Annotated in this window: 23 protein-coding genes; 18 read left to right on the plus strand and 5 right to left on the minus strand. The window is 63.1% G+C overall.

Features of this window, described 5'->3' with window-relative positions:
- Position 1 precedes the first annotated feature (1 nt).
- The 16 genes from NAO55_RS15400 (at position 2) to NAO55_RS15475 (ending at position 15,709) form a co-directional block, all read left to right on the plus strand.
- A complete protein-coding gene (locus NAO55_RS15400; RefSeq protein WP_102839991.1) occupies positions 2-703 on the plus strand; it encodes a 2-oxo acid dehydrogenase subunit E2 in 702 nt (233 codons plus the stop codon).
- Complete coding sequence (locus tag NAO55_RS15405) at positions 700-1,467, plus strand: lipoate--protein ligase family protein (RefSeq protein ID WP_102839990.1); 768 nt, start codon at positions 700-702, stop codon at positions 1,465-1,467. Before NAO55_RS15400 ends, NAO55_RS15405 begins: the two co-directional genes overlap by 4 nt.
- A gap of 317 nt (positions 1,468-1,784) precedes the next feature.
- A complete protein-coding gene (locus NAO55_RS15410) occupies positions 1,785-3,830 on the plus strand; it encodes a PQQ-dependent dehydrogenase, methanol/ethanol family (protein ID WP_232244558.1) in 2,046 nt (681 codons plus the stop codon).
- Positions 3,831-3,993: 163 nt separating this feature from the next.
- Complete coding sequence (locus tag NAO55_RS15415; RefSeq protein WP_102839988.1) at positions 3,994-5,262, plus strand: carbohydrate porin; 1,269 nt, start codon at positions 3,994-3,996, stop codon at positions 5,260-5,262.
- 498 nt (positions 5,263-5,760) lie between these two features.
- On the plus strand, positions 5,761-7,131 hold the full coding sequence (locus NAO55_RS15420) for an ABC transporter substrate-binding protein (RefSeq protein ID WP_102839987.1): 1,371 nt from the start codon (positions 5,761-5,763) through the stop codon (positions 7,129-7,131).
- Positions 7,132-7,182: 51 nt separating this feature from the next.
- Positions 7,183-8,088, plus strand: coding sequence for an ABC transporter permease (locus NAO55_RS15425; RefSeq protein WP_102839986.1), 906 nt, complete (start codon positions 7,183-7,185; stop codon positions 8,086-8,088).
- Positions 8,085-8,957, plus strand: coding sequence for an ABC transporter ATP-binding protein (locus NAO55_RS15430; RefSeq protein WP_197932479.1), 873 nt, complete (start codon positions 8,085-8,087; stop codon positions 8,955-8,957). Before NAO55_RS15425 ends, NAO55_RS15430 begins: the two co-directional genes overlap by 4 nt.
- A 71-nt stretch (positions 8,958-9,028) precedes the next feature.
- Entirely contained in the window at positions 9,029-9,772 is a 744-nt protein-coding gene (locus NAO55_RS15435; RefSeq protein WP_003301428.1) for a GntR family transcriptional regulator, read from the plus strand.
- Positions 9,773-9,784: 12 nt separating this feature from the next.
- Complete coding sequence (locus tag NAO55_RS15440) at positions 9,785-11,521, plus strand: fumarate reductase/succinate dehydrogenase flavoprotein subunit (RefSeq protein WP_014597288.1); 1,737 nt, start codon at positions 9,785-9,787, stop codon at positions 11,519-11,521.
- 99 nt (positions 11,522-11,620) lie between these two features.
- Positions 11,621-11,854 carry a 4Fe-4S dicluster domain-containing protein gene (locus NAO55_RS15445; protein WP_014597289.1) on the plus strand — a complete coding sequence of 78 codons (234 nt, stop codon included), beginning with the start codon at positions 11,621-11,623 and terminating at the stop codon, positions 11,852-11,854.
- A gap of 10 nt (positions 11,855-11,864) precedes the next feature.
- A complete protein-coding gene (locus tag NAO55_RS15450) occupies positions 11,865-12,824 on the plus strand; it encodes a HEAT repeat domain-containing protein (RefSeq protein WP_102839985.1) in 960 nt (319 codons plus the stop codon).
- A gap of 181 nt (positions 12,825-13,005) precedes the next feature.
- Entirely contained in the window at positions 13,006-13,329 is a 324-nt protein-coding gene (gene fdxA, locus NAO55_RS15455; protein ID WP_041014673.1) for a ferredoxin FdxA, read from the plus strand.
- A gap of 3 nt (positions 13,330-13,332) precedes the next feature.
- Complete coding sequence (locus NAO55_RS15460) at positions 13,333-13,530, plus strand: hypothetical protein (RefSeq protein ID WP_043221379.1); 198 nt, start codon at positions 13,333-13,335, stop codon at positions 13,528-13,530.
- A gap of 23 nt (positions 13,531-13,553) precedes the next feature.
- Complete coding sequence (locus NAO55_RS15465; protein WP_102839984.1) at positions 13,554-13,907, plus strand: DUF971 domain-containing protein; 354 nt, start codon at positions 13,554-13,556, stop codon at positions 13,905-13,907.
- Complete coding sequence (locus NAO55_RS15470) at positions 13,904-14,902, plus strand: YeiH family protein (RefSeq protein WP_102839983.1); 999 nt, start codon at positions 13,904-13,906, stop codon at positions 14,900-14,902. The genes NAO55_RS15465 and NAO55_RS15470 overlap by 4 nt, the downstream gene beginning before the upstream one ends.
- Before the next feature lie 30 nt (positions 14,903-14,932).
- On the plus strand, positions 14,933-15,709 hold the full coding sequence (locus NAO55_RS15475; protein ID WP_102839982.1) for a ferredoxin--NADP reductase: 777 nt from the start codon (positions 14,933-14,935) through the stop codon (positions 15,707-15,709).
- 113 nt (positions 15,710-15,822) lie between these two features.
- Here the strand turns inward: NAO55_RS15475 and NAO55_RS15480 are convergent, their stop codons facing one another.
- Positions 15,823-17,136 carry an NTP/NDP exchange transporter gene (locus tag NAO55_RS15480; protein WP_102839981.1) on the minus strand — a complete coding sequence of 438 codons (1,314 nt, stop codon included), beginning with the start codon at positions 17,134-17,136 and terminating at the stop codon, positions 15,823-15,825.
- 61 nt (positions 17,137-17,197) lie between these two features.
- Positions 17,198-18,244 carry an SDR family oxidoreductase gene (locus NAO55_RS15485; protein WP_102839980.1) on the minus strand — a complete coding sequence of 349 codons (1,047 nt, stop codon included), beginning with the start codon at positions 18,242-18,244 and terminating at the stop codon, positions 17,198-17,200.
- A 148-nt stretch (positions 18,245-18,392) separates the two neighbouring features.
- On the opposite strand from NAO55_RS15485, the gene NAO55_RS15490 reads away from it, so the two are divergent.
- On the plus strand, positions 18,393-19,298 hold the full coding sequence (locus tag NAO55_RS15490) for a LysR family transcriptional regulator (RefSeq protein WP_102839979.1): 906 nt from the start codon (positions 18,393-18,395) through the stop codon (positions 19,296-19,298).
- A 10-nt stretch (positions 19,299-19,308) separates the two neighbouring features.
- Here NAO55_RS15490 and NAO55_RS15495 read toward each other — a convergent pair whose 3' ends face one another.
- Complete coding sequence (locus NAO55_RS15495; RefSeq protein ID WP_102839978.1) at positions 19,309-19,896, minus strand: glutathione S-transferase family protein; 588 nt, start codon at positions 19,894-19,896, stop codon at positions 19,309-19,311.
- A complete protein-coding gene (locus tag NAO55_RS15500; RefSeq protein WP_102839977.1) occupies positions 19,893-20,321 on the minus strand; it encodes a VOC family protein in 429 nt (142 codons plus the stop codon). Before NAO55_RS15500 ends, NAO55_RS15495 begins: the two co-directional genes overlap by 4 nt.
- Before the next feature lie 113 nt (positions 20,322-20,434).
- On the opposite strand from NAO55_RS15500, the gene NAO55_RS15505 reads away from it, so the two are divergent.
- Entirely contained in the window at positions 20,435-21,334 is a 900-nt protein-coding gene (locus NAO55_RS15505; RefSeq protein ID WP_102839976.1) for a LysR family transcriptional regulator, read from the plus strand.
- Positions 21,335-21,476: 142 nt separating this feature from the next.
- On the opposite strand, the gene NAO55_RS15510 is transcribed toward NAO55_RS15505, so the two are convergent.
- Positions 21,477-24,695 (minus strand): RNA-directed DNA polymerase, encoded by a 3,219-nt coding sequence (locus NAO55_RS15510; protein WP_102839975.1) that lies wholly within the window; start codon positions 24,693-24,695, stop codon positions 21,477-21,479.
- Positions 24,696-24,733: the final 38 nt, after the last annotated feature.

Consider the following 24,733-nt stretch of genomic DNA (forward strand, 5'->3'; position numbering starts at 1 on the left):
CATGACTCGACTGGAAATCCTGCCCGAGCGCGCTTCCGAACGGGTGCCGCTCAAGGGCATGCGCAAGATGATCGCGGCGAAGATGCACGAAAGCCTGCAGACCACCGCGCAGCTGACCCACCACAGCGAATGCCGGCTGGATGCGCTGAAAACCCGCCGCGCCGAGCTGAAGGCCGAGGGCAGCGCGGTGTCCGTGCAGGACCTGTTGCTGCTCAAGGTGATCGAGACGCTGCAGGCCCACCCCAGCCTCAATGCCACGCTGGAAGAAGAGGTGATCCACCACCATGCGGCGGTGCATCTGGGCCTCGCCATTCCACTGCCGGGCGATCTGCTGGTCGCCCCGGCGTTGTTCAATGCCGAACAACTGGACGGCGAAAGCCTGTCCCAGGCGCGCAAGGCGCTGGTGGACAAGGCCCAGACCGGCAAGCTGTCGGTCAAGGAGCTGACCGGCGCCACCTTTACCGTCTCCAACCTGGGACTGTCGCGGGTGCACCACTTCACGCCGATCCTCAATCCGCCGCAGGTGGCTATCCTCGGGGTCGGTGGCATCCAGCGGCGGCTGGAACTCGGGCCGAGCGGCGAACTGGTGGAAGTCGAGTGGATGGGCCTGTCGCTGACCTTCGACCATCGCGCTGTCAACGGCTCACCCGCGGCTGAATTTCTCGATGATCTCTGCCGGCGCATCGAGGGGTACGCGGCATGAACGGCATCGCCCGGTTCAGCGTGGGCGCCGGCCTGAATGCCGAGCGGGCCTTGCTGCAGCGCGTCTGTGACGGACTGTTCGACTGCCAGCTGCTGCTCTGGCGCCCCACCGGCCAGGCACTGGTGATGCCCGGCAGCTTCGAGCGCCGCCCCGGTTTCGCCTTGGCCAGCCAACGCTGCGCGGCGCAGGGCTGGCCGATCCTGCTGCGCGACACCGGCGGCGAGCCGGTGCCGCAATCATCGGCGGTGCTCAACATCGCGCTGGCCTGCACCATGCCGGTCAGCGAGGAGACCGGCAAGCGCATCGTCGTCGCCTACGAGCGACTGCTCGATCCCCTGGCGCTGTGGCTCGCCGAACATGGTCTGCGGGCAGGAGTCGGCGCGGTTCCAGGCGCCTTTTGCGACGGCCGCTTCAACCTGACGTTGGAGGGCCGCAAGCTGGCCGGCACCGCGCAACGCTGGCGGCGCAGCTGCGACGGCCGCCCAGCAGTGCTCGCTCATGCGGCTGTGCTGATGGAGGACTGGCGCGAGCCCATGGCCGATGTCGTCAACCGCTTCTATCACGCCTGCGCCAGCGACCTCCGCTGCCAGGCCGACAGCCATCTGGCTCTCAGCGAGCGACTGCCGGCCGCGTGGAGCGAGGCCGAGTCATTGGCCGACCGTTATCAGCGCGTTCTGGCCTGGCAAGGTCTGCAGCTCGGCGCCCGCCCTTTGCCGTGCCCGACCGCAAGCGCGGTCGCCGGTCCCCCCTCCCCCTTGCTTTGAACAACAAAACGGTCAGCCATCCGGCCTGGCCATGCATCGGAGGCAACACCATGAGCTACCCCACCACCGCCCCGCCCAAAGTCCGTCTGCGCGACCAGCGCGGTATCCAGCCCTTCGGCCGAACAGCGCCGAACGTCAGGGAGTAAACACGTTTTAAAAACATTACCGGTAGATGCTCGCTTGACGCATGCCGGAAGCGCTGAACAACCCTAAACAAGGTAATAATAAAAATGAAATCAAGACGACCAACTCTAAGGGTACCTGTGTTAATGGCGGCTTCGCTTTTTGCAACTGCGCCATTGTATGCATCAGACAGGATGATTACCGACAAAGAACTGTCTGATGAATCAAACACTGCTGACTGGCTGGCTTATGGACGCACACACTCCGAACAGCGGTTCAGCCCCCTGAAAGATATCAATGTAGAAAATGTCAGCCAGCTGAAGCCCGAATGGTACGCCCCTCTTCCGGACCGATCCGATATGGTCGGCACGCCCTTGGTCGTCGATGGCGTCATGTATTACGTGGGCGAAATGAACAGAACGCGTGCGTTCGATGCGCGCACGGGCAAGAAGCTCTGGGAATACGACCCACAGGTTTCCAAAGAAATTCTCGACAACAACATGAAGAAGGTCTTCTGGAAACATAGCCGCGGACTTTCAACCTATGGTGACAAGTTGTTCATCGCCACCTGGGATGGCCGTCTTATAGCGATCAACAGAAAAGACGGCAAGGAAGTCTGGCAAACCCGAACCTTTGATCATGATCAGCCGTTGAATATCACCGGCCATCCCAAGGCCTTCGACGGCAAGGTATTTGTCGGTAACGGCGGAACGGAACTTGGCCCGATGCGCGGCTATGTGACCGCATATGATGCCGAAACGGGCAAGCAGGTCTGGCGTTTCTATATCGTCCCTGGCAATCCTGCCGATGGATTCGAGGATGCCGCCCAGGAAATGGCCGCTAAAACCTGGAGTGGCCGGTGGTGGGAGAACGGCGGCGGTGGCAATGCCTGGCACGGCTGGACGTATGACGAGAAATACAACCAGCTCATCTTTGGTACAGGTAACGGCGGGCCTTGGAATATCAAGGTTCGCAGCCCCGAGGGTGGCGACAACCTGTTCCTGTGCTCCGTCGTGGCTGTGGATGCGGATACAGGCGAATACAAATGGCACGTCCAGACTGCGCCAGGCGACACCTGGGACTACAACTCGAACATGGACATCGTGCTGGCCGATCTGAAAATCGACGGCAAGGATGTTGATGCTGTATTGCATGCGCCGAAAAACGGCTTCTTCTATACGATCGACCGTTCGAACGGCAAGGTACTGTCCGCCGAGAAATTCACCGATGCCAACTGGTCAACCAGGTATGACCTGAAAGAGCAGCGCCATATCGTTGCCGACGACGCCCGGTATCCCGATGGCGAGAAGAATATCTATCCTTCGGCATTCGGGGCTCACTCATGGCACGCGATGTCTTATAACCCCGAGTTGAATCTTGCCTTTATCCCAACCAACCATCTGGGCAATACCTTCAAGGATGACGGCAAGAACACGAAGTCTGACCACAAGATGGCAAGCCACAAGCTCTACCTGGGACTGACCGGTTGGGAGCTGACCAAAGACCCGCATGAAACTCGCGGTTCCTTGCAGGCCTGGGACCCGATCAAGAATGAGCGTGTGTGGCAAGTCAACCAGAAGAGCCCATGGGGTGGCGGCACCCTGACCACGGCCGGCAACCTGGTTTTCCAGGGCCAGCCTGACGGCCTGTTCAAAGCCTACGATGCCCGCACCGGCGACGAACTTTGGTCATATGACGTGGGCCTCGGTATCTCCGCACCACCGATCACTTACAAGTTGGATGGCAAGCAGATGGTTTCCCTGCTAGTGGGCCCGGGTGGCGCACTGGCCTCCAACTTCGGCGGCTCCGGTGAACTCGGTTTTGAAAGTCATGGCTGGAAATATGGTGCGCATGAGCGCCGCATCATGACGTTCTCGCTCGATGGAAAAGCGGTCGTTCCAAAACAGCCTGCGCCGCAACTTGCCAAGCCCATCATCGATGAGAAGTTCGAGGTCGACACCAAGAAAGCGGAGGCAGGCGCGGGCGTTTTTGCGGAAAACCTCTGTGTCGGCTGTCATGGCGCCGGAGCGGTTGCCGGTATGAAGGCACCCGATCTACGGGAGTCGCCGATATTGCTCACAGGCAGTGAGAAGGCGTTCGAGAGTGTCGTGCGCGGCGGCGCGTTACTTGCCAATGGCATGCCCAAGTTCCCGGATCTGACCGATGCCGAGCTGGAAAGCATCCGTCACTTCGTTCGCCGGCAAGCACACGACGGTGTGAAGTCTGGCGGCGGACATTAGGCCGGCAACTTTCGATCACCAACCAAACAGTTGAACCGGTAACGCCTGAATAGCCAGGCGTTACCAATAGCAGAAACGCACGCGAATACCGTGAATGCCCACAGGCATTGCGGCTAACGGTATTCGCTGCACGCGCACTGCTACATCCCAAAGGATCAGAACAATGACAACAAGCCTGCGCTTCGGCAGCGGCCTTCTCGCCGCCTGCCTGTTCACTTCTGCCCAAGCGGCCGAGTATTCACCCGATCAGTTCCTGTTCGGCGACTGGAACGGCAGCCGCACCCGCCTGCATGAGGCCGGCGTCGACCTGCAGATCACCTACGTCAACGAGCTGGCCTGGAACACGCAGGGCGGCGATGACCACACCGGCACCTATTCTGACCAACTGATGTTCGACGCCGCGCTGGACCTGGACAAACTGCTGGGCTGGTCCGGCGCCGGCTTTCATTTCACGGTAGTCAACCGCAACGGCGAGAACCTCAACGCCGAAGCCGACCTCGGCGTACTGCTGCAGCCGCAGGAAATCTACGGCTATGGCAGCACGACCCGGCTGGTGCAGTTCTATTACCAGCAGGCGCTGCTCGAGGACCGCCTGCTGATCAAGCTCGGCCGGCTGCCCATGAGCGGGGACATCTACCCCTTCGCCTGCCCGTTCCAGAACCTCGGCTTCTGCGGCACGGTGCCCGGCTACGTCACGCCCAACTGGTACACCTGGCCGATCAGCCAATGGGGCGCTACCGCGCGCTACCAGCTGAACGAAGAATGGTCGTTGCAGACTGCGCTTTACCAGGTCAACCCGCGCTTCACCGAGCGTGAGCAGGGCCTGAACTTCGGCAGCCCGTCGGGCACCACCGGCTACCACGCGGTCGCCGAACTCGGCTGGACGCCAACCCTGGGCGGGCAACCTGGCGCCTATAGGCTCGGCCTGTGGCGCAATACCGGTGACTTCGAAGACCTCTACCGCGACGGTGCCGGCCGGCCCATGTCGCTTTCTGGCGCCGCGGCCGCCGAGCACGACCACGCCACGGGCGGCTACCTGATGGCCGAACAGCAGGTCTGGCAGAGCGCGGCGCTGCCGGCGCGACGGTTGAAGCTGTTTGCCAACTTCATCCAGTCCGACCCGGACGTGACCTACATCGAGCGTATCTGGCAGGTTGGCGGCAGCCTCTCGGCCCCCTTCGCCTCGCGCCCGGATGACGAACTCGGCCTGGGCCTCGGCCGCCTGGAAATCAACGACGACGCCCGCAAGCGCCTGCGCGAACAGGGCGAGCCGGTGCCGGACGTGGAAGACCCCGCCGAGCTCTATTACCGCTTGGTGCTGACACCTGCGGTTTCGCTGACGCCAAACGTCCAATACTTCCACCGACCGGGCGGTTTCGACGAAGCGGAAGACGTGGTGGTGTTCGGGCTGAAGACGGTGATCAGCTTCTGACCGGCGCATGAAGCGCGGCGACCGCGCGCAAAGCCGGTCGCCGCCTGCCCTTCGCTCAAGCCTTACTCTCCACAGCTCCTCAATCTTCACCTTTGCGTACCCCCCGTGGGTGTGCCAAATCAGCGTGCTGCCGCATGAATATGGTCGTACCGATCGATGGTCCCGATCCTCTGCAGCAAGACCAGCTGGCGTAGGGATTAACCGCAGGCAATTTGAAACCGGCGGGCGGGTCGCCTCCTTTCACTGACTTGTTCCACTTGTTCTAACCGCGGCATCACCGACTGCGCCGCGTTGGGACGGCGTGACCCGGTGCGCACCATCGACGGGCGCCGAAGGGCTGGGAAGCCGCCTGATCAAGTGGTCAGCCGCAGGCCGAAATCCGTTCCCAAAACAGCAACATAGTTCCGATCCGCGGCGTTCTGGCACAGCCGGTGCACCTTCAAAAGCAGGCGTCATGCCCTGTTAGTACAAGTTGCTCAACCGCCAAGGTGAAGACAAATGGACAACCGGAATAGCCTGCTTGCGACCTCGTTACTCGGATCGGTACTGCTGTTCAGCGGCCCGCTGGCAGCGGAAACCATCCGCATCGGAATTGGCCATCAGAGCATGGTCACCAACACCGTTTCCGGCGGCATCGTGCTGGAGAAGCTCGACCTGCTGAACAAGCACCTGCCGCGAACCGGCAAGTATGCGGACGCCGACTACCGGATCGAGTTTCGCGACTACGATTCCGGCCCGCCGATCACCAACCAGATGCTCGCCGGCAAGCTCGACTTCGGTGTCATGGGCGACTACCCGCTGATCGTCAATGGCGCCAAGTTCCAGGCCACCGGCAAGCAGCAGACGCGCTTCATTGCCGTGACCGGCTACAACCTCAAGGGCACCGGAAACGGCATCGTGGTGCCCAAGGACTCACCCGTGCAGTCGCTTGCCGACCTCGCAGGCAAGAGCCTGTCCACGCCGGTCGGCAGTGCGGCCTGGGGCATGACCCTGAAGGTGCTGCGCGACGCAGGGCTGTCCGACAAGGTGACGCTGGTCAACCAGAGCCCACCGGTGGGCGCGGCGAACATTGCCGCCGGCAAGATCGACGCGCATGCCGACTTCTGCCCCTGGTCAGAGATCATGGAGTTCCGCGGCACCGCGCGGAAGATCTACGACGGCAGCGAGGCCGGCATCCCCACCTTCCACGGCATCGTGGTGCGCGACGACTTCGCCAAGCAGTACCCCGAGGTGGTCGAGGGCGTGCTCAAGGCCACCCTGGCCGCGCAGCAATGGATCAGCGACGACCCACGGCGCGCCGCGGAAAAGGTCGCCGAGTGGACCGGCGTGGAGAAGGAAGTGCTGTATCTGTATTTCAGCCAGGGCGGCATTTCGACCATGGAGGCGAGCATCAAGCCGCAGTGGGTCGAGGCGATGAAATACGACCACGCCCTGCTGCAGCAGGAAATGCAGATCCCCGATCTGGATTTCGCCGCCTGGATCGACGACAGCTACCTGAAGAAAGCCTACTCCGACATGGGCCTGGACTACGCCGCCGCGGTCGCCAGCGTGGTTAGCCCGGTCGCCCGCGCGCCAGGACGCAAACCGGCGGAGATCTGGTTCCAGGACCAGGGCATCGTCGCCTACGACAGCACCGCCGCCATGCTCGCTGCCGAAGCCAACGCCGAGGCGTCCGGCAACGCCATCAACGCCACCTACGTCTACGACAACCTCACCGGCCTGAAGCTGTTCGGCAAGGCGGCCTACCTGGTCAAGGACGCCAGCGGCGAGGTGCTGGCCTTCATGAAGAAAAGCGACTCGGAGCAGCACATCGCCCAGCACGGCGGCAACGCCCTGCTGACCGATGTACCCGTGGCGATGCTGGACTGAGCCCCTGCGCGGCCCGTGCCACGGGCCCGCCTCAAGCCGAGGAGTGACCGCATGAGCGTCAAACCGACCCCCCTGTTCGATAGCGATCCGGCAGCGCCAGAAGCCGACCGGCCGCTGCTGACCGCTGCGCCGGCTCCCCAGCCAGCGCCGGTTGCCACCCCTTCCGCGCCGCGTCGCCTGCCGCCGATGGCCGGGCGTTACCTAGTGCGCGTGCTGGCGCTGCTGGCAGCCTTGCTGATCTGGCACCTGGCGACCGCGACGGGCTTCAACCTGTTCATAAATTTCGAGAACGTGCCGGCACCGCTGCTGGTGGGCCAGACGCTGATCCAGCAGCTGGGCAGCAGCGAGTTCTACCTGCACATCGTCCACAGCCTGGAACGCATCGCGCTGGCCTATGCCTACGCCGTGGTGCTCGGCGTCCTTTGCGGCGTGCTGATCGGCCGTTCGCGCTGGGCCGAAGACATCCTGCTGCCCTACATCGAGCTGTTCCGGCCGATTCCGGCGGTGGCCTGGATTCCGTTGGCGATCCTGATGCTGCCAACCGAGCAGTCGAGCATCGTCTTCATCACCTTTCTCGGCGCCTTCTTCCCCATCGTGCTGAACACCGTGCACGGCGTGGAGCAGACGCCGGACGTGCTGGTGCGTGCCGCCCGCAGCCTGGGCGCCAGCGACCGGGCGATCCTCTGGCACGTGGTGATTCCCGGTGCGATGCCAAGCATCGTCGCCGGCCTGGCGATCGGCATGGGCGTAGCCTGGTTCTCGCTGCTGGCCGGCGAAATCATCAGCGGCCAATACGGCATCGGCTACTTCACCTGGACCAGCTACACCCTGGTCAAGTACCCGGAAATCATCATCGGCATGCTCACCATCGGCGGGCTCGGCACGCTCTGCACGCTGCTCGTGCGCAAGGCCTGCGTGCCGCTGCTGCGCTGGCAGCAGCAGGGGGGCCGGTCATGAATGCGATCGTCTCCGACAACCGCCTCGCCGTGCTCGATCACAGCCGGCTGCGCGCCAAGGCCGCGGCCAAGGGCGACGGGCGCGGCCATATCAGCGTGCGTGCGCTGTCCATCGAATTCGACCACGCCGGCGGCAAGCGCGCCGCGGTGCAACAGGCCAGCCTGGAGATTCGCCCCGGCGAGTTCGTCTGTCTGCTCGGCCCCTCGGGTTGCGGCAAGTCGACCCTGATGAACGCCATCGCCGGCTTCGTCAAACCCACCCGCGGCGAGCTGACCGTCGACGGTCAGCCCATCGCCGGACCCGGCCCGGACCGCGGCATGGTGTTCCAGCAGCACTCGCTGTTCCCCTGGAAAACGGTGCGCGAGAACGTCGCCTTCGGCCCGCTGATGGCCGGCGCCTCGCGGAACGAGGCCACCGGCGTGGCGCGCACCTTCCTTTCGCTGGTGGGGCTCGCCGCCTTCGAGGACGCCTACCCCGGCACCCTGTCCGGCGGCATGCAGCAGCGCGTCGGCATCGCCCGCGCGCTGGCCAACTACCCCAGCGTGCTGCTGATGGACGAGCCGTTCGGCGCACTGGACGCGCAGACCCGGATCATGATGCAGGAGAACCTGCTGGAGATCTGGCGCGAGTTCAGGAACACCGTGGTGTTCGTCACCCACGACATCGACGAGGCGGTGTTCCTCTCCGACCGCATCGTGGTGATGAGCGCCAGCCCCGGGCGGATCATCGCCGACATCCGCGTAGAGCTGCCGCGACCGCGCGAGCAGAGCCTGCTCACCGACCCTGCCTTCATCGACTACAAGCGCCAGTGCCTGGACCTGATCCGCCAGGAAACCCTGCGCGCCTTTCAGCAGCAGAACGGAGGCTGAGCCATGCATACCCTTCCCTTGCCTGCGCCCACGCTCGACATGACCTGTCATGACAGGCTGGAGCCACGCCCATGAGCCGCCTCGAACCGCTCGCCCCGGGTCAGTCGCCACTGCCGCTGTATGTGCAGATCCGCGACACCCTCAGACGCAAGATCCTCGAAGGCGACTATGCCGTGCATGAACGGCTGCCCTCGGAAAACGAGCTGATGACCGCCTTCGGCGTCAGCCGCATCACCATTCGCCAGGCGCTGCGCGACCTGCACAACGAAGGACTGGTGTTCAGCGCCCAGGGCAAGGGCACCTACGTCAGCAAGCCCAAGGCGGTGCAGAACGTGCAGCGCCTGCAGGGCTTCGGCGAGGCCATGGCCGCCCAGGGCTACGAGGCGACCGCGCGGCTGCTGTCGATTCAGGAGCGCAAACCACCCAAGCCGGCGGCTGCCGCGCTGAACCTCGCGCCCGGCGCGGATGTGGTCGAGGTCAAGCGCGTGCGCTTTCTCAACCGCGCCCCGGTGTGCCTGGAGCACAGCTACTTCCCCCTGGACATCGGCCAGCGCCTGTTCGGCCTGGACCTGTCCGGCGACATCTTCCCGCTGCTGGAGAACCGCTTCGGCATCGGCCTCGGCCATGCCGCCATCGGCCTCGACGCCACCCTGGCCGACGACGAACACCAGCCCTACCTCGGCCTCAAGGCCGGTGAACCCATCCTGCGCGTCGAGCGGCTGACCCATGACCGCAGCGGTCGGCCGATCGACTTCGAATACCTGTGCTACCGCGGCGACGCCTTCAAGTACCAGTTCCGGGTCGACCGGAAATAAGAGGAGACCACCATGACCACGATTCACGACATTCCCGTCATCGAAACCGACGTGCTGGTGATCGGCGGTGGCACCGCCGGCCCGATGGCCGCCGTCACCGTCAAGGAGCAGGACCCGACGCTCAAGGTGCTGCTGCTGGAGAAGGCCAACGTCAAGCGCTCCGGGGCGATCTCCATGGGCATGGACGGACTGAACAACGCGGTCGTGCCCGGCCACGCCACGCCCGAGCAGTACGTCAAGGAAATCACCATCGCCAACGACGGCATCGTTCACCAGCCGGCGCTGATGGCCTACGCCACGCGCTCGTTCTCGATGATCGAGCAGCTCGACGCCTGGGGCGTGCATTTCCAGAAGGACGAGACCGGCGACTACGACATGAAGAAGGTCCACCACCTCGGCACCTACGTGCTGCCGATGCCGGAGGGCCACAACGTCAAGAAGATCCTCTACCGCCGCCTGCGCCGGGTGCGCGTGGATATCGAGAACCGCTTCATCGCCACCCGCCTGCTGAAGGACCCGGACGGCAACATCGCCGGCATGATCGGGGTGAACACCCGCACCGCCGAGCCGATCATCATCCGTGCCAAGGCGGTGATCATGGCCACCGGTGCCGCCGGGCGCATCGGCCTGCCGAACTCGGGTTATCTCTTCGGCACCTACGAGAACCCGGCCAACTGCGGTGACGGCCACGCCATGGCCTACCACGCCGGTGCGGACCTGGCCAACCTCGAGTGTTTCCAGGTCAACCCGCTGCTCAAGGACTACAACGGCCCGGCCTGTGCCTACGTCACCGGCCCGCTCGGCGGCTTCACCGCCAACGCCTACGGCGAGCGCTTCATCGAGTGCGACTACTGGTCCGGGCAGATGATGCTGGAGTTCTTCAAGGAGCTCGAATCCGGCACCGGCCCGGTGTTCCTCAAGCTCGACCACCTGGCCGAGGAAACGATTCAAGAGATCGAGACCGTCCTGCACACCAACGAGCGGCCTTCACGCGGGCGCTTTCACGAAGGGCGGCACATCGACTACCGCCAGCGCATGGTGGAAATGCACATTTCCGAGATCGGTTTCTGCTCGGGCCACTCGGCTTCGGGCGTGTGGACCGACGAGACCGGCGCGACCACCGTACCCGGGCTGTTCTGCGCTGGCGACATGGCTTCGGTGCCACACAACTACATGCTCGGCGCCTTCGTTTACGGGCAGATCTGCGGCGAGAGCGCAGCGGCCTTCGTCAAGGACCGCGCCGAACCCCAGCTGGACGAAGCCTTCATCGCTGCCGAACTCGCCCGCATCCAGGCGCCGCTGAAAGTCACCGACGGCATCCCACCGGAGCAGATGGAATACAAGGTCCGCCGCCTGGTGAACGACTACCTGCAGCCGCCGAAAGTGACCAAGAAGATGGAGATCGGCCTGGAGCGCATCCTCGCCGTGCGCGAGGACGTCCCACGGCTGGCCGCCGCCGATCCGCACGAACTGCTCCGCGCGCTGGAAGTGCAGTCGATCATCGACTGTGCCGAGATGGCCGCCCGCGCCTCGCTGTACCGCACCGAGTCGCGCTGGGGGCTGTACCACTACCGCGTCGACCACCCCGAGCAGAACAGCGCCGAGTGGTTCTGCCACACCCGCCTGTTCAAGGACGCTAACGGCCAGATGGCCCACGGCAAGCGACCCATCGCCGACTACATCGTGCCGCTCGGCGAAGAGAAGGACGCCTACAACCGCCTGCGCGTGAAGAAGGCCGCCAATGCCTGACCGTGGGGGCGAACTCGTTCGCCCAACACCTGATGCCATGGGCGAATGAATTCGCCCCTACAGGCCGGCAGCGAGCCGACCGTACCGAGGAGATCAACCATGCCCGTCGCCACCCACCGTTCCGCCGTCCCGGTCATCGTGGACGAAGAAAAATGCATCGCCGAAAAGGGTTGCCGTGTCTGCATCGACGTCTGCCCGCTGGACGTCCTGTGGATCAACCCGGACACCGGCAAGGCGCACATGAAGTACGACGAATGCTGGTACTGCATGCCCTGCGAGGCGGACTGCCCGACCGATGCGGTGACAGTGAACATTCCCTACCTGCTGCGCTGAGGGCCGACCGATGAAAACCTACGACGACCCACTGCTGCAGGACATCGCCACCAACCTGGCCTCGAGCGACCCCGGCATCCGCCGCGTGGCCGTGCTCGAGCTGGTCGACAGCGGCGAACCGGAAGCCGCCGAGCTGCTGATCCTGGCGCTGAACGACCCGGACCCGTCGGTGCGCCAGGAGGCGGCCAAGGTGGTCGACGAGTTCGACGCCGCCGACATCGCCGACGCCCTGATTTCCGCCCTGCAGGACAGCGACGAGGTGGTGCGCAACGCCGCCGCCCACGCGCTGGCGGACCTCAAGGACCCGGCCGCCGCGCTGCCGCTGCTCGAAGCCTTGGCTGGCAGCGACGATCCCTTCGTCGTCGCCGGCATCCTCCGTGCGCTAAAACCGCTGCGCCATCCACAGGCGCAGGCGCCGGCTCTGGTGCGGATGCAGCACGCCGACCCGGGCGTGCGCCGCGAAGCGGTGGCGGTGATCGGCTGGCTCAAGCAGCCGGCCAATCTGCCGGCGCTGATCGAGCGGGCGCAGCACGACGACGATGCCGACGTCCGCCGCGCCGCCACCGGCGCGCTGGTCTATGCCGCGCCCGAACAGGTCGGCCCGGCGCTGATCGGCATCCTGCGCGACGAACACTGGCAGGTGCGCGTCGAGGCCGCTGTGAGCATCGGCAAGCTCGACTACCAGGCCGCACTGCAGCCCCTGGTCGAGGCCACGCACGACAGTTTCTGGCAGGTCCGGGAAAAGGCCGTCGATGCGCTCGGCAAGCTCGGTGCGGTGGGTGCGATCCCGGCGCTCGGCGTCTGCGCCCGCGACCCGATGAGCAACCTGCGCAAGGCCGCCATCGGCGCGCTGGGCGCCATCGCACACAACGATGGCCGCCCCTTCGTCGAACTGGCCATGGACGACCCCGACCCGGACGTCCGCAAGCTCGCCCGCTGGGCCATGTCGAAACTCGAGGCCGCGGCCTGATTTTTATGCGCTTTTTGTTGCACAGAACTTGAAGCCGAAACGTCACGAGCGCAGCGGGGCGGGGGCGCCCAGCCAAGGCGAAGGTCGCGCGCGGGAGCGGAGTTTACAGGCCGTAAATGAGCATCCCGCGCGCCGCCTTCAACGCAGCATCCGCAAGCGCAGTGGTTTCGAGGAGAACGAAATGACCTACGTCGTTACAGAGAACTGCATCCGCTGCAAATACACCGACTGCGTGGAAGTCTGCCCGGCCGACTGTTTTCACGAAGGCCCGAACTTTCTCGTCATCAACCCCGAGACCTGCATCGACTGCAGCCTCTGCGCGCCGGAATGCCCGGCCGATGCGATCTTCGCCGACAACGCCTTGCCCGAAGGCCAACAGCACTTTCTCGAACTCAACGCCGAGCTGGCCGAAGTCTGGCCGGTGATCACCCAGAGCGCCTCGCCGCTGGCCGAGGCCGAAACCTGGGTGGACCAGGGCGGCAAGCTGGCCTTTCTGGAGCGCTGAAGCATGCCCCAACTTGTCATGACGAGTGGGTTGCGCCACGGCGTACTGGCCCTGGTCACGGTCAGTGCCGCCGCGCTCGGCAGCGCCCGTCCGGTGGACACGCCGGAACGTTTCGTGCGAAGCCCGGAAGCACCCACGCTGCTCGTCAGCGGTGGCCCGGCGCCCATGCCGCGCGGCTTCGTCATGCCGTTCATTCGCTAGAGGCCGCTGGCCCGGAGAGATTCATGAACGCCTTCACCGCATCGAATCACGACGCCAACCCCCACATCGCACAGCCCCAGCGGCTGATCGACCCACCTCTCGAGATCCGCCTGCGCAAGGTGCAGCGCGTGCTGGAACTGACCTGGGCGGATGGCGCGCAGAGCCGCATCAGCTGCCTGACGCTGCGGCGGGCCTGCGCTTGCTCCAATTGCCAACGCCTCCAGCAGACCGGCGCACTGACGCTGATCGACGCCGAGGTCGGCGTGAACCGCCTGGAACTGTCCGGCATCAGCGGTCTGCAGCTGTATTTCAGCGACGGTCATTTCCGCGGCCTGTACCCCTGGGCCTACCTACGTGATCTAGGCGATCCGGCATGAATGCCCGGCTCGAGGCCCTCGCCCCACCCGTCGCGCTGTGCCGCAAGCACTACCCGGGCCTGGCCCTGTGTGCGGTGCTGGCACTGGCCGGCAGCTTTCTTGCCGATCACTACGGCGCGCCCGCGCTGCTGATGGTGTTGCTGCTAGGCCTGGGTTTCGCCAGCCAGGGCAGCGAGGCACGCATGCAGCCGGGCGTGGCGTTGTGCAGCCGGCAACTGCTGCGCATCGGTGTGGCGCTGCTCGGCGCGCGCATCGGCGTCGCACAGCTGGAAGCGGTCGGTGCACGACCCTTGTTGCTGGTGCTCGTCACGGTGCCGCTGGTGCTCGGCCTGGCGCTGCCGCTCGGCCGGCTGCTGCGACTGCCGACCCTGCACAGCCTGGTGGCGGGCGCGGCGGTGGCGATCTGCGGCGTGTCGGCGGCGATTGCCGTGGCGGCGGTGATCCCGGCCGGACGCCTGGAAGAGCGCCGGCTGCTCGCCGTGGTGGTTGGGGTGACGGCCCTCGGCACGCTGTCGATGCTGCTCTACCCGCCGCTGACCGACCTGCTCGGGCTGGATGCGCTCGACAGCGGCCTGCTGCTCGGCGCCAGCATTCATGACGTCGCGCAGGCGGCCGGTGCCGGGTACCTCGTCTCGGATACCGCCGGCGACGTCGCGACCCTGACCAAGCTGTTGCGGGTCGCCCTGCTCGCGCCGCTGGTGCTGGTGCTCGGCCTGCTGCTGCGTCGGCAGGAACCGGGCAGCCCGGATTTTCCGCTGTTTCTGCTCGGCTTTCTCGGCCTGTTCACGCTGAACAGCCTCGGCTGGCTACCGGCCTGGCTGCGCGAGGCGCTGGTCACCGGCTCGCAGGCCTGCCTGCTGCTGACCATGGCCGCGCTCGGCATGCGCACCCGAGTCGGCGAACTGTTTGCCCAGGGCTGGCAGCCCTTCGCCCACCTGGCCCTGCTCAGCGTCGCGCTGTTACTGGCGACGAGCCTGCTGCTGACCCTGTTCTGATCGACTCAAACCACGAGAGAGGAAGGCCCCATGTCTGCACTCGGCACCGAAAGCGTTCTATCCGTGCATCACTGGAACGACACCCTGTTCAGCTTTCGCACCACCCGCGACCCGGCGTTGCGCTTCGAGAACGGCCACTTCGTGATGATCGGCCTGGAAGTCGACAGCAAGCCGCTGATGCGCGCCTACAGCATCGTCAGCGCCAACCACGACGAGCACCTGGAATTCCTCAGCATCAAGGTGCCAGACGGCCCGCTGACCTCGCGCCTGCAACACCTGAAGGTCGGTGACTCGCTCATCGTCAGCCGCAAGCCGGTCGGCACCCTGGTGATGCATGACCTCAGGCCCGGCAAGCACCTCTACCTGCTCGGCACCGGCACGGGACTGGCGCCGTTCATGAGCATTGTTCGCGATCCGGAAGCCTACGAGCGTTTCGACAAGATCGTGCTCGTGCACGGGGTGCGCGAGGTCAGCGAGCTGGCCTACCACGACTACCTCACCCAGGAACTGCCGGCGCACGAATTCCTTGGCGAAGCGGTGCGGGCCAAGCTGCTCTATTACCCAACAGTGACCCGCGAGGCGTTCCGCCACACCGGCCGCATCAATGCGCTGATCGAGACCGGCAAGCTCACCGACGATCTCGGCCTGCCGCGGCTGAACCCCGAGAGCGATCGCGTGATGCTCTGTGGCAGCCCGGCGATGCTCGACACCCTCACCGGCCAGCTCGACGCCCTGGGCTTCCAGGCCTCGCCCAGTCAGGGCGTACCGGGTGATTACGTCATCGAGCGGGCGTTCGTTGAAAAGTAAGCGCATCTGAACAGGCGAGCCGGCTAGCGTCGCATCGAGGTGCTCACTAGCCGGCTCGCCTGCCTGGACACCACGCCAGCCCTCGATCGCGATGCGCTTCGCACGCCGCCGTCTCAACAGGTGGCTTCTACCACTCCAGCCACCTCCGTTCGCCTGTCCGCCTGCTTGCCGAGCTGCCAGCCGAGATAGCCCCAGAGCAGTGCGCAGAGTGCGCCGGCCACGGCGACCAGACCGGCGCCCTGCCCGAACATGTCCAGCGCCGTCTTCCCCCAACCGCTGACGGCATCGCCGGCGCGGTAGACGACGGTGTCGATGACGTTCTTCGCCTTGTACTTACTCTCCGCATCCAGCGGCGCGAAGAGCATTTCGCGGCCGGGCCGGACGAACGCGTACTCGCCGATGCGGCGCACGATCATCAACGTCGCGAGCACGGCGAAGCTGGGCATCAGCGCGAGGCCGACAAAGCCGACGCAGACCAGCAGCGGCACGATGGCCAGCAGCACGCGCACGCCGAGTTTCTGCGCCAGGCGGCCGGTGATGAAGAGTTGCGACAGCAGCGCGCCCGCCTGGACGACCACGTCGATGATGCCGAACACGCGAACCTGGGCAGCACGGTCAGGGAACAGCTCGGCCACCAGGCGCGCCTGCTCGAAGTAGAGAAAGGTGGTCACGGTAGCCAGCAGCACCACGAAACCGGCGATGCCGAGCAGATAGGGCGACTGCATCACCCGAGTCAGGCCGCTGAAGGGGTTGCCGGGCACCGGCCGACGCGTACTCTCCGCCGGAGCCGCGCCGGGGCGCCCTGCTCCGCCGATTTCGCGCCAGCGCATCAGCGAGAACTTGAGCGCCAGCGCCGCGCCCAGCAACAAGGCGGCCAGCAGCATCAGCCCCGACTCGCCCAGGCTGCCGACCAACAGCGCGCTGAGCGCCGGCCCGACCAGCCCGCCGACGCTCGCGCCGGCAGCAATGAAGGCGAACAGCCGCTTGGCCTGGGCGCTGTCGAACACATCAGCCATCAGGCTCCAGGCCACGGACACGACGAACAGGTTGTAGACCGAGATCCACACGTAGAACACCCGCGCCAGCCAGGCGCTGTCACCCCGCAGCAGAAACAGCACGGAGAAGCCCAGCAGGTTCAGGCAGAAGAAGCCGTACACCCAATCGACGAAATGCAGGCGCGGTACGTGAGTACTGAGCCAGGCAAACAGCGGTACGGCCACCAGCATGACGAAGAAGGTCGCGGTGAACAGCCATTGCAGGTTCTCCACGCCGGCGGCGATGCCCATCGACTCGCGGATCGGGCGCAGCATGAAATAGCCGGCGAACAGACAGAAAAACAGCAGGAAACCACTCAGTGCCGGACGCAGCTCATGCGCTTCGGCATTGATCACGGCACTCAGGCGATGCACAACGGATGGCGTGCTCATAGGCGCGCTCCTGAAGAATGAAGTGAGAACAGGGCGCGAGCTCAAGGCCGCGCCCGAGGATTCAGGGGTAACGCACGCCGGTCAGGCGTTCCGACAGCTGCCACAGCCGGGCGGCATCCGCTTGGTTCGCGGCGGCGTCGGGAACCCTGGCAAAGCCCAGCGGCCCGCGTTTTTCTTCCTCGCCGGTCGGCCCGTAGTAGGCACCGCCAATGGCGTCAGGCGCAGTGGCGGCATACAGCGTCGGCAGCGCGCCCTGGGCGGCGGAGTGGTAGTTGTCGCGGTCCTTGGCCCAGTTGGCGGCGAACTCACTGTCCAACCCGGGTCCGCGCTCGACCAGCTCGGTGACGGCGACCCCCGGGTGCGCGGCGATGCTGAGAAGGCCCCAGCCGGATGCGTCACTGTGGCGTTGCAGCTCCATGGCCCACATCAGCACCGCGAGCTTGGACTGCGCATAGGTGGCGTAGGGGTTGTAGCGCTGCTCGGCCTGCAGGTCCGCGAAGTCCAGCTGGCCACGACCCGCCGCGATACTGGAGAGGCTGACCACCCGGGCATCGTCGCTTTCCAGCAGCAGCGGCATGAGCAGCGCTGTCAGGGCGAACGGGCCGAGGTAGTTGGTGGCCAGCTGCAGCTCGTGGCCGTCGGCCGAGGTGCCGCGCTCAGGCGGCGCCATGATCGCGGCGTTGTTGATCAGCACGTCCAGGCGCGGCAAGCGTTCCTGAAGGCGCTCAGCGAGGCCGCGCACCGAGGCCAGGTTGGCCAGATCGACAGCCTCGAACTGCACGCGAGCATCCGGCACCTGCTCACGTATCCGCTCGATAGTCTCCTGCCCGCGCTCGACGTTGCGCGCGGCGATGATCACCTCGGCGCCGGCGCGTGACAGCGCCAGCGCATCTTCGTAGCCCATACCGCTGGTGCCGCCGGTGACCAGCACGATGCGGCCCGTCTGGGCAGGCATGTCGGCCAGGCTCCAGTCCGGTTTCGGCGCCGGTCGGTTGGCGGCTTCGACGGTCAGCGTTCCAGCCAGCGCCACCCCGGCGATCAGCGCTCTGGCCAGCTTCATAAGAGGCCAAGCATTACTGCCCGGCCCGGTTGCGTTTCTCTGCGCCATGATCGTTTCCTCGTCGTCGTGAATGGCCTGCCTCAGGCAGAGGCGGCCGACGGAGGAAGTATCAGCGTACGATCACAGGCTGATAATCCAGGCAAACATGGACGGGCTGTTCGGCCAATCGTACAGTTCGATCATTCAAGGAGGCCCCATGCGTCAACCCAACCTGAGTGATGTCGCCCTGTTCGCCGCTGTGGTCGAAGCCGGAGGGTTTCGCGCCGCGGCGCAGAAACGCGGCATGTCGGCGTCCTCGCTGAGCGACTGCATGCGCCGCCTGGAAAGCGATCTCGGCCTGCGCCTGCTCAACCGCACCACCCGTAGCGTCACCCCGACCAGCGCCGGCGAACGCCTACTGGAACGCCTGCGCCCGGCGCTGGACGAGATCAGCGCCGCATTCAACGACCTGGACGATGACGCCCAACGGCCGGTCGGCACCGTCAAGCTGAACGTGCCGGTGCCGGTGGCGCGCTTCCTGTTGCCCGACCTGCTGAGCCGCTTCCTCAAGCTCTACCCGGCTGTGAACGTCGAGGTGGTGATGGAGAACACCTTCATCGACGTCATCGCGGCGGGCTACGACGCCGGGGTGCGCTACGAGGAAAGCCTCGCCAAGGACATGATCGCCATCCCCATCGGCCCGCGCCGGCAACGCTTCGTCGCCGCCGCCGCGCCTAGCTACCTCGCCGCCCACGGCACACCGCGGCACCCGTCCGAGCTGACCGAGCACCAGCTGCTCGGTCACCGTTTCGAGAGCGGCAAGGTGGGTATTTTCGAGTTCGAGAAAGACGGCAGAATCTTGCGCGTACCGCCACAGGGCCAGCTCGTGACCTCCTCCCACGACCTGAAAACCAGTGCGGCGATCAACGGCCTGGGTGTCATCTACACCTTCGAGGACTTCATCCGAGAGCCGCTGGCCGATGGGCGCCTGACGCCCATCCTCGAGGACTGGTGGCAGTCCTTCGACGGCCCCTTCCTCTACTACCACGGCCGCCGCCACATGCCCTCGCCGCTGCGAGCCTTCGTCGACTTCCTGAAGGCCGAGGGGCGAGAGCCAGCCTGAGGGCAGCCGGTCAGGGCCGCGGCAGATAGCCCGGCAGACTTTCCAGCCGGGTCATCCAGCGCGCCACGTTGCCATACGGGCCGACGTCGACGCTGCCCTCCGGCGCCAGCACCACGTAGGGGTAGACGGCGCAATCGGCGATGGTCGGCCGCCCCATCGCCAGCCAATCGTTCGTTTCCAGATGCGCATCAAGGAGCCCGAGCACCGCAGGCGCCTTGGCCAGCGCCGCGGCCTTGTCCAGCGGGTAGCCGAACTTCTCCACCAGCCGCGCCGCGCACAGGCTGTGCTGGATCTCGTTGGCGGCGAAGGACAGCCACTGCACGATCTCGGCCTGCCCGCGGGCATGGTCCGGCCACCAGGCCAGGCCGCCGTAGCTACCGGCGAGATAAACCAGGATCGCCTGGGAATCACGTACCACATGCCCATCATCCTCGAGCACCGGCACCTGCCGCAGCGGGTTCATCTCGGACAGCGGCGGCTTCTTGTGCGCGCCATTGGCGAGGTCCACCGGCACCCGTTCCAGCTCAATGTCGGCCAGCGCCGCGAACAGGCGCACCTTGTAGCAGTTGCCGGAAGCTTGCAGGTCGTACAGTTTCATTGCGCATCTCCTTCGACGAGCTGATTGAATTCGAGAACGTTGCCGTCCGGGTCCCGGATGAACAGCGCGATCCGCCGTGGGCCGATGTGATGCGGCCCTTCGGTGATGACGATGCCCTCCTCGCCCAGCCAGCGCTGCAGCGCCTGGAGGTCATCGACGATGAACGCCGGATGGGTCATGCCCGGGCGCTTGACTGGCGCGTCCAGCAACACGTTGTGCGCATCGCGGGTACGCGCGCCGTTGAAGATCAGGTTGATGCGCACGCCATCCGGGCTGAGCATCTCGTTGGCCTCGAACAGCGGGAAGCTCGCGCTCTCGACGAAGCCCAGCGCCTGGTAGAAGGCCATGGCGCGGCGGCGGTCGCTGACGCGGATGCCGATATGGTCGTAGGCCAGGATGCGCGAGGGGTTGGATGGTGGGTTCATGTGCGAAACTCCGGAAGTCGTCGGTCCGGGACAGTGTCCGCCGCCCTGCGCATCCCAGCTATGCCGCGGACCTGACAACACCCCTGCAGCAATCGCACAAATCGAAGGTGGCAATGGACAAGCTCAAGGCGATGGCCAATTTCGTGAGGATCGTCGACAACGGCAGCCTGAGCGCGGCGGCCGACGCCAGCGGCCAGTCCGTGGCATCGGTGGTGCGCTCGCTGGCCGCGCTGGAGCGCCACCTGGGTGTGCGCCTGCTCAACCGCAGCACGCGGCGCATGGCCCTGACCGACGAGGGTGCCGAGTACCTGGCCTGGAGCCGGCGCATGCTTGCCGAGTTTGCCGACATCGAGCAGCGCCTGGACGCGCAGGACGGCGACGTCCGCGGCCTGCTGCGCCTAACCGCCCCGGTGGAGTTCGGCCAGCGCTACCTGGCGCCTCTGGTGAATGTCTTTCTCAAGGAGCACCCGCAGGTACAGGTGGAGCTGAACCTGAACGACCAGATCGTCCCGCTGCTGGACGAACGCCTCGACCTCGCCCTGCGCATCGGCCACCTGCCCGACTCGGCAATGGTCGCCCGACAGATCGGCAGCACCCGGCTGGTCACCTGCGCCAGCCCCGACTACCTGAGCACCGCCCCCGCCATCGACACCCCGGCGGCGCTGGAGGACCACGCCTGCATCCTGTTCGCCGCCCAGGGTCGCCACTGGTACTACCGCCACGGCGAGAAAGAACAGGCCGAAGAAATCACCCCACGCCTGACCTGCAACCAGATCCGCACCGCCAGCCTGGCCTGCGTGCAAGGCCTGGGCATCACCCGCCTGCTGCACTACCAGGTCGCCGATGAACTGGCTGATGGTCGTCTGGCGAGGGTGCTCAGGGAATACGAACCGAAGGACCTGCCAATCCAACTGGTCTACCCGCACGCCTTGCAGCTATCGCCAAGGGTGCGGGCTTTTGTGGAGTGGGTTTGTCCGAGATTGGAGAGGGGTTTGCCGGGGTTGGATGGTTAATAAAGGGCGGCTTTCGGCCAGAAGCAGCCACTCGTTAACCAAAAGGACAAGTTAGTCGCATCCGTCACATACTAAGTATTAGCTCATTGAAAACTCCAATACCGTTCTGCGGTAACCTCCCATTTACTCCGGCGGTAGCTAGTTACTTTGGCGGCAGCTTGCGTCGAGCTTTGTTGAGTTTAAATCCCTCAGGTACCGGCTTGAATTTATCTCCTAGCTCTGGCCAGCGCTTCGCTCTGCTTTGAAAAGCGCGTAAGGCTTCAATATCCAGTGTGGCAGCTATGACAAAATCGTTATCGCCACCTCGCACACGAGCAATGTCACGCATGAAGGATTCTTTTGCCGGGGAGCGTACCCGGCTATCACCGTATTTTCGGTTATTTACCAGGATTGTGTAGGCGTGTATATCCAGCGCAGCAGACTCAATAAGCGAAGCAAAGGTCTCCAGATCTTGGTTCCAACTCAGTACCATCAAGGCATCCACTTCCCCTTGAAACCTCACGCGAGCCTTGCTGTTTTGCAACTCCGAACAAACCATCACGCCGAAGTGAAGATTGTTATGTATGTAAACTGGCTTGCCGCGCTTTCCTTGCAGTTTGGAAAAGGCCCAAAACTTCCCATACTTCGTCGTTAACTCCTTATCTTCGCCTACCGCAGGTTCCAGCTTGGGCTGCCAAATTTTTACCGTGGCCGGGTAGCCTAGCCGGTTATCAGTAAGCACTAGACAAGCCTCACTCAGAAGCTGACCATTTTCAAAGTGACGGTACTCAGTTCCGGCAATTAAACTTATACCCATGGAGCTCAGTCGCGCCGCAAGACTATCTATCCACCTTAAAGGAATGGAAAGCTCCGGAAACAATATATAGTCGGGCCGAGGTTTGAGCCGAATAGCCTGATTGACCAATTCTGAAATGCGCTGATATCTCTCACGAGACATATTGGGCCTATTGCAGGCCATCGCCGCCCAATCCTTGTCGTCTGTCTTTATGCTCGTCAGAGCAACGGTAATTTTATTTTTGCGGTCCGTGCCAATCCTAATATATTTGCGCGATCTCTGGACGTCCGGCATGTCCTTGCCGTCCTGCTCTGTGGCGAGCAAAGTTGGCTTTATCCATACACCTCTAAGAGCCTGAGTATATTGCGCCCATACCACAGAAGGTTTCTGTTTAGAGCGTTTTCCATCCGCCCTTGGCAAGCCTACGCACTCTGGCGCAAGCTCCGATATTTCAGCCGGAGTCAGCGGGCGTGTGGGAAACAGATAAGGTAAATAGCTTTCCTTTTTTCGCTTGCCGATCTCAACTGCTTCAAGCCGACTAAAATGAGTTGATTTCAAGAAATCCTTTAGTGCCTCGGTATTCAACAGCTGCGAGTCCTCCATCAACTTTAGGATTCGACGCTCCTTTTTACTCTCACGCTGCCCCACCAATTTCCCAGCAGATATGCTGTGCAAAATCCGCTTATAAGGTTCTTTGGCTAGGTCAGCCATAGCAACCATGGGTGCTTTTTTATCAAAATCTTCCGAACCAAAGTGAAAATCAAGCAAGGTTTCAACTTCGAGCAGGCTGTCAAAGATGCCCTTCAAAAACAGGTTAGCTAGGCGCTGTTCCTTTTTGGAGCGCTGCCCGAGCAATAGTCGATTCGGGTCGTAATAGCGGGACGCTGCATCAATAAATAGCCAACTCAGAGTGCCTTTCACCATTGGCCATAGATTTTCTCCGGCCTTAGCTTCGGCTCCATTGACAGCGATGGTCCTCCCTTTGGGTATTGCCATCGCCAACTGCTGCAGGGAATTGTATGCGCGGAGTGCAATTTGTTCAGCTTGCTGCCACTCATTCAAGCTGATAGCAAAACCCAGCAAACGGGGCAAATAGGTGAAATGTGCAAATAAATTATCTGGACGAAGTATGTGATTATGGGCAAATTGATAAAACTCTAGACGCTGCTCCTGCCATTCCTGTGGAGGCAGATCACGGGCCAGCGTTTCCACATGCCGTAATTGCAACGACCAACTTAAACGCCGAATGGTCAAGCCATCGGCGCGACGTAAGGTATCTGCGCTTTCACCGACAGCACCCGCAGCTGATAGAACTCGGGCGGCAGTAGAGTCATCAAGTTGGTCCGGTGAAGGCATGAGCCTGTGCTCGCTAGAAAGCTCACCAATCTCCTTTTCGATACTGTCGAGCAAGTCAAGCCCGGCGCGACCCTGCAGCACAAAGAGCTTCTGTTTGTCTGATTGCAGAATTATCTGTGTCTGACCTTGAAAGTCCTCCCCCTGCTGAACCTTCCAAGTTTGGTCATCGGCCTTACCAACTTGAGAAACAACTTCTGGTCCCAACCTGTCCTTCAAATACTGCATAAGTTGCTGACTATTGCGGATAGTGCCGGTATCACGCAGCACCAAAAACATGTCATCAACATAGCGCCCATAATGTATCGGCGCGACTCGTTCCTTAATCAACCGATCCCAGCGACCCAGCAAAAGATTTGAGATAACTCGACTTGCAGTCAGACCAATAACAAGGCCACCAGAAATCGAAGACCTTCCTAAGGTTACTTTCTTCGAAAATTTACCAGCACCTTCTGCCCAAAGATTAAGAAATCTCGCAAAATCCGCAGTAAACCCCCGTTCTTCATCACTAAAATCAAGACCGAACTCCTTATAAAGATCAGGCAAGGCCAGCGCCATCGGATCGATAAAGTGATAAAAGCTCTTTAAGTCCAATGAGACAGCGATAACTTCTCTGTCTTGCTCAAGTTCGCTGCGAATAGCTTTTAGACCATCGCTGCGCCACTGCTGATATGGCTGAAAATACGGCGCGAAGGAACCGATAGCACTAATGTGAAATGGCTTATCTTTGAAATCGCTAAATACCTCGTCGTTACGGATGCGTCTTAGCCTAGCGCCATAACAGCTATCATCCAGCTTGGCGTCAAACTGATGTCCTACGGTATTAACCCACAGCGCAGATAGGATATGGGTATCTACCGGAAAGTCACCCACCACTCGAAACTCTGGTGTGATAAGGTGATGATCAAGCAGGTGGTCTACTGCGCGATGAGGATCGGAGAAGTGCACATGGCCATTTGCAGGGAAATTCTGCTTTGGCTTGATGGATAATTTTTTGGGTAGTAGGCGGAAATCGCCTAGCAATTTCTTGTTGCCTGAAAAACCATTTCCTTCATGCAGGCATTTAAGCAATTTTTTTAGATTGGATAGCAAATCCTGCTCATAGGTTGCAAACTTTATGGCTGCAGGGAAGGTATTTTCAAAAAAGCAATCTGCCTTAGCCTTACGGTAGGCCACCAGCAAATCTTCAAGAGTAATATTTTGCCAACCAGTAAAAACTGCCTGATATCCCATCGTAGCTTCCCTGTTATATTATTGCCGCCTGACTGCTC

Source organism: Stutzerimonas frequens, from assembly GCF_024448335.1.
Taxonomy (GTDB): Bacteria; Pseudomonadota; Gammaproteobacteria; order Pseudomonadales; family Pseudomonadaceae; genus Stutzerimonas; species Stutzerimonas frequens.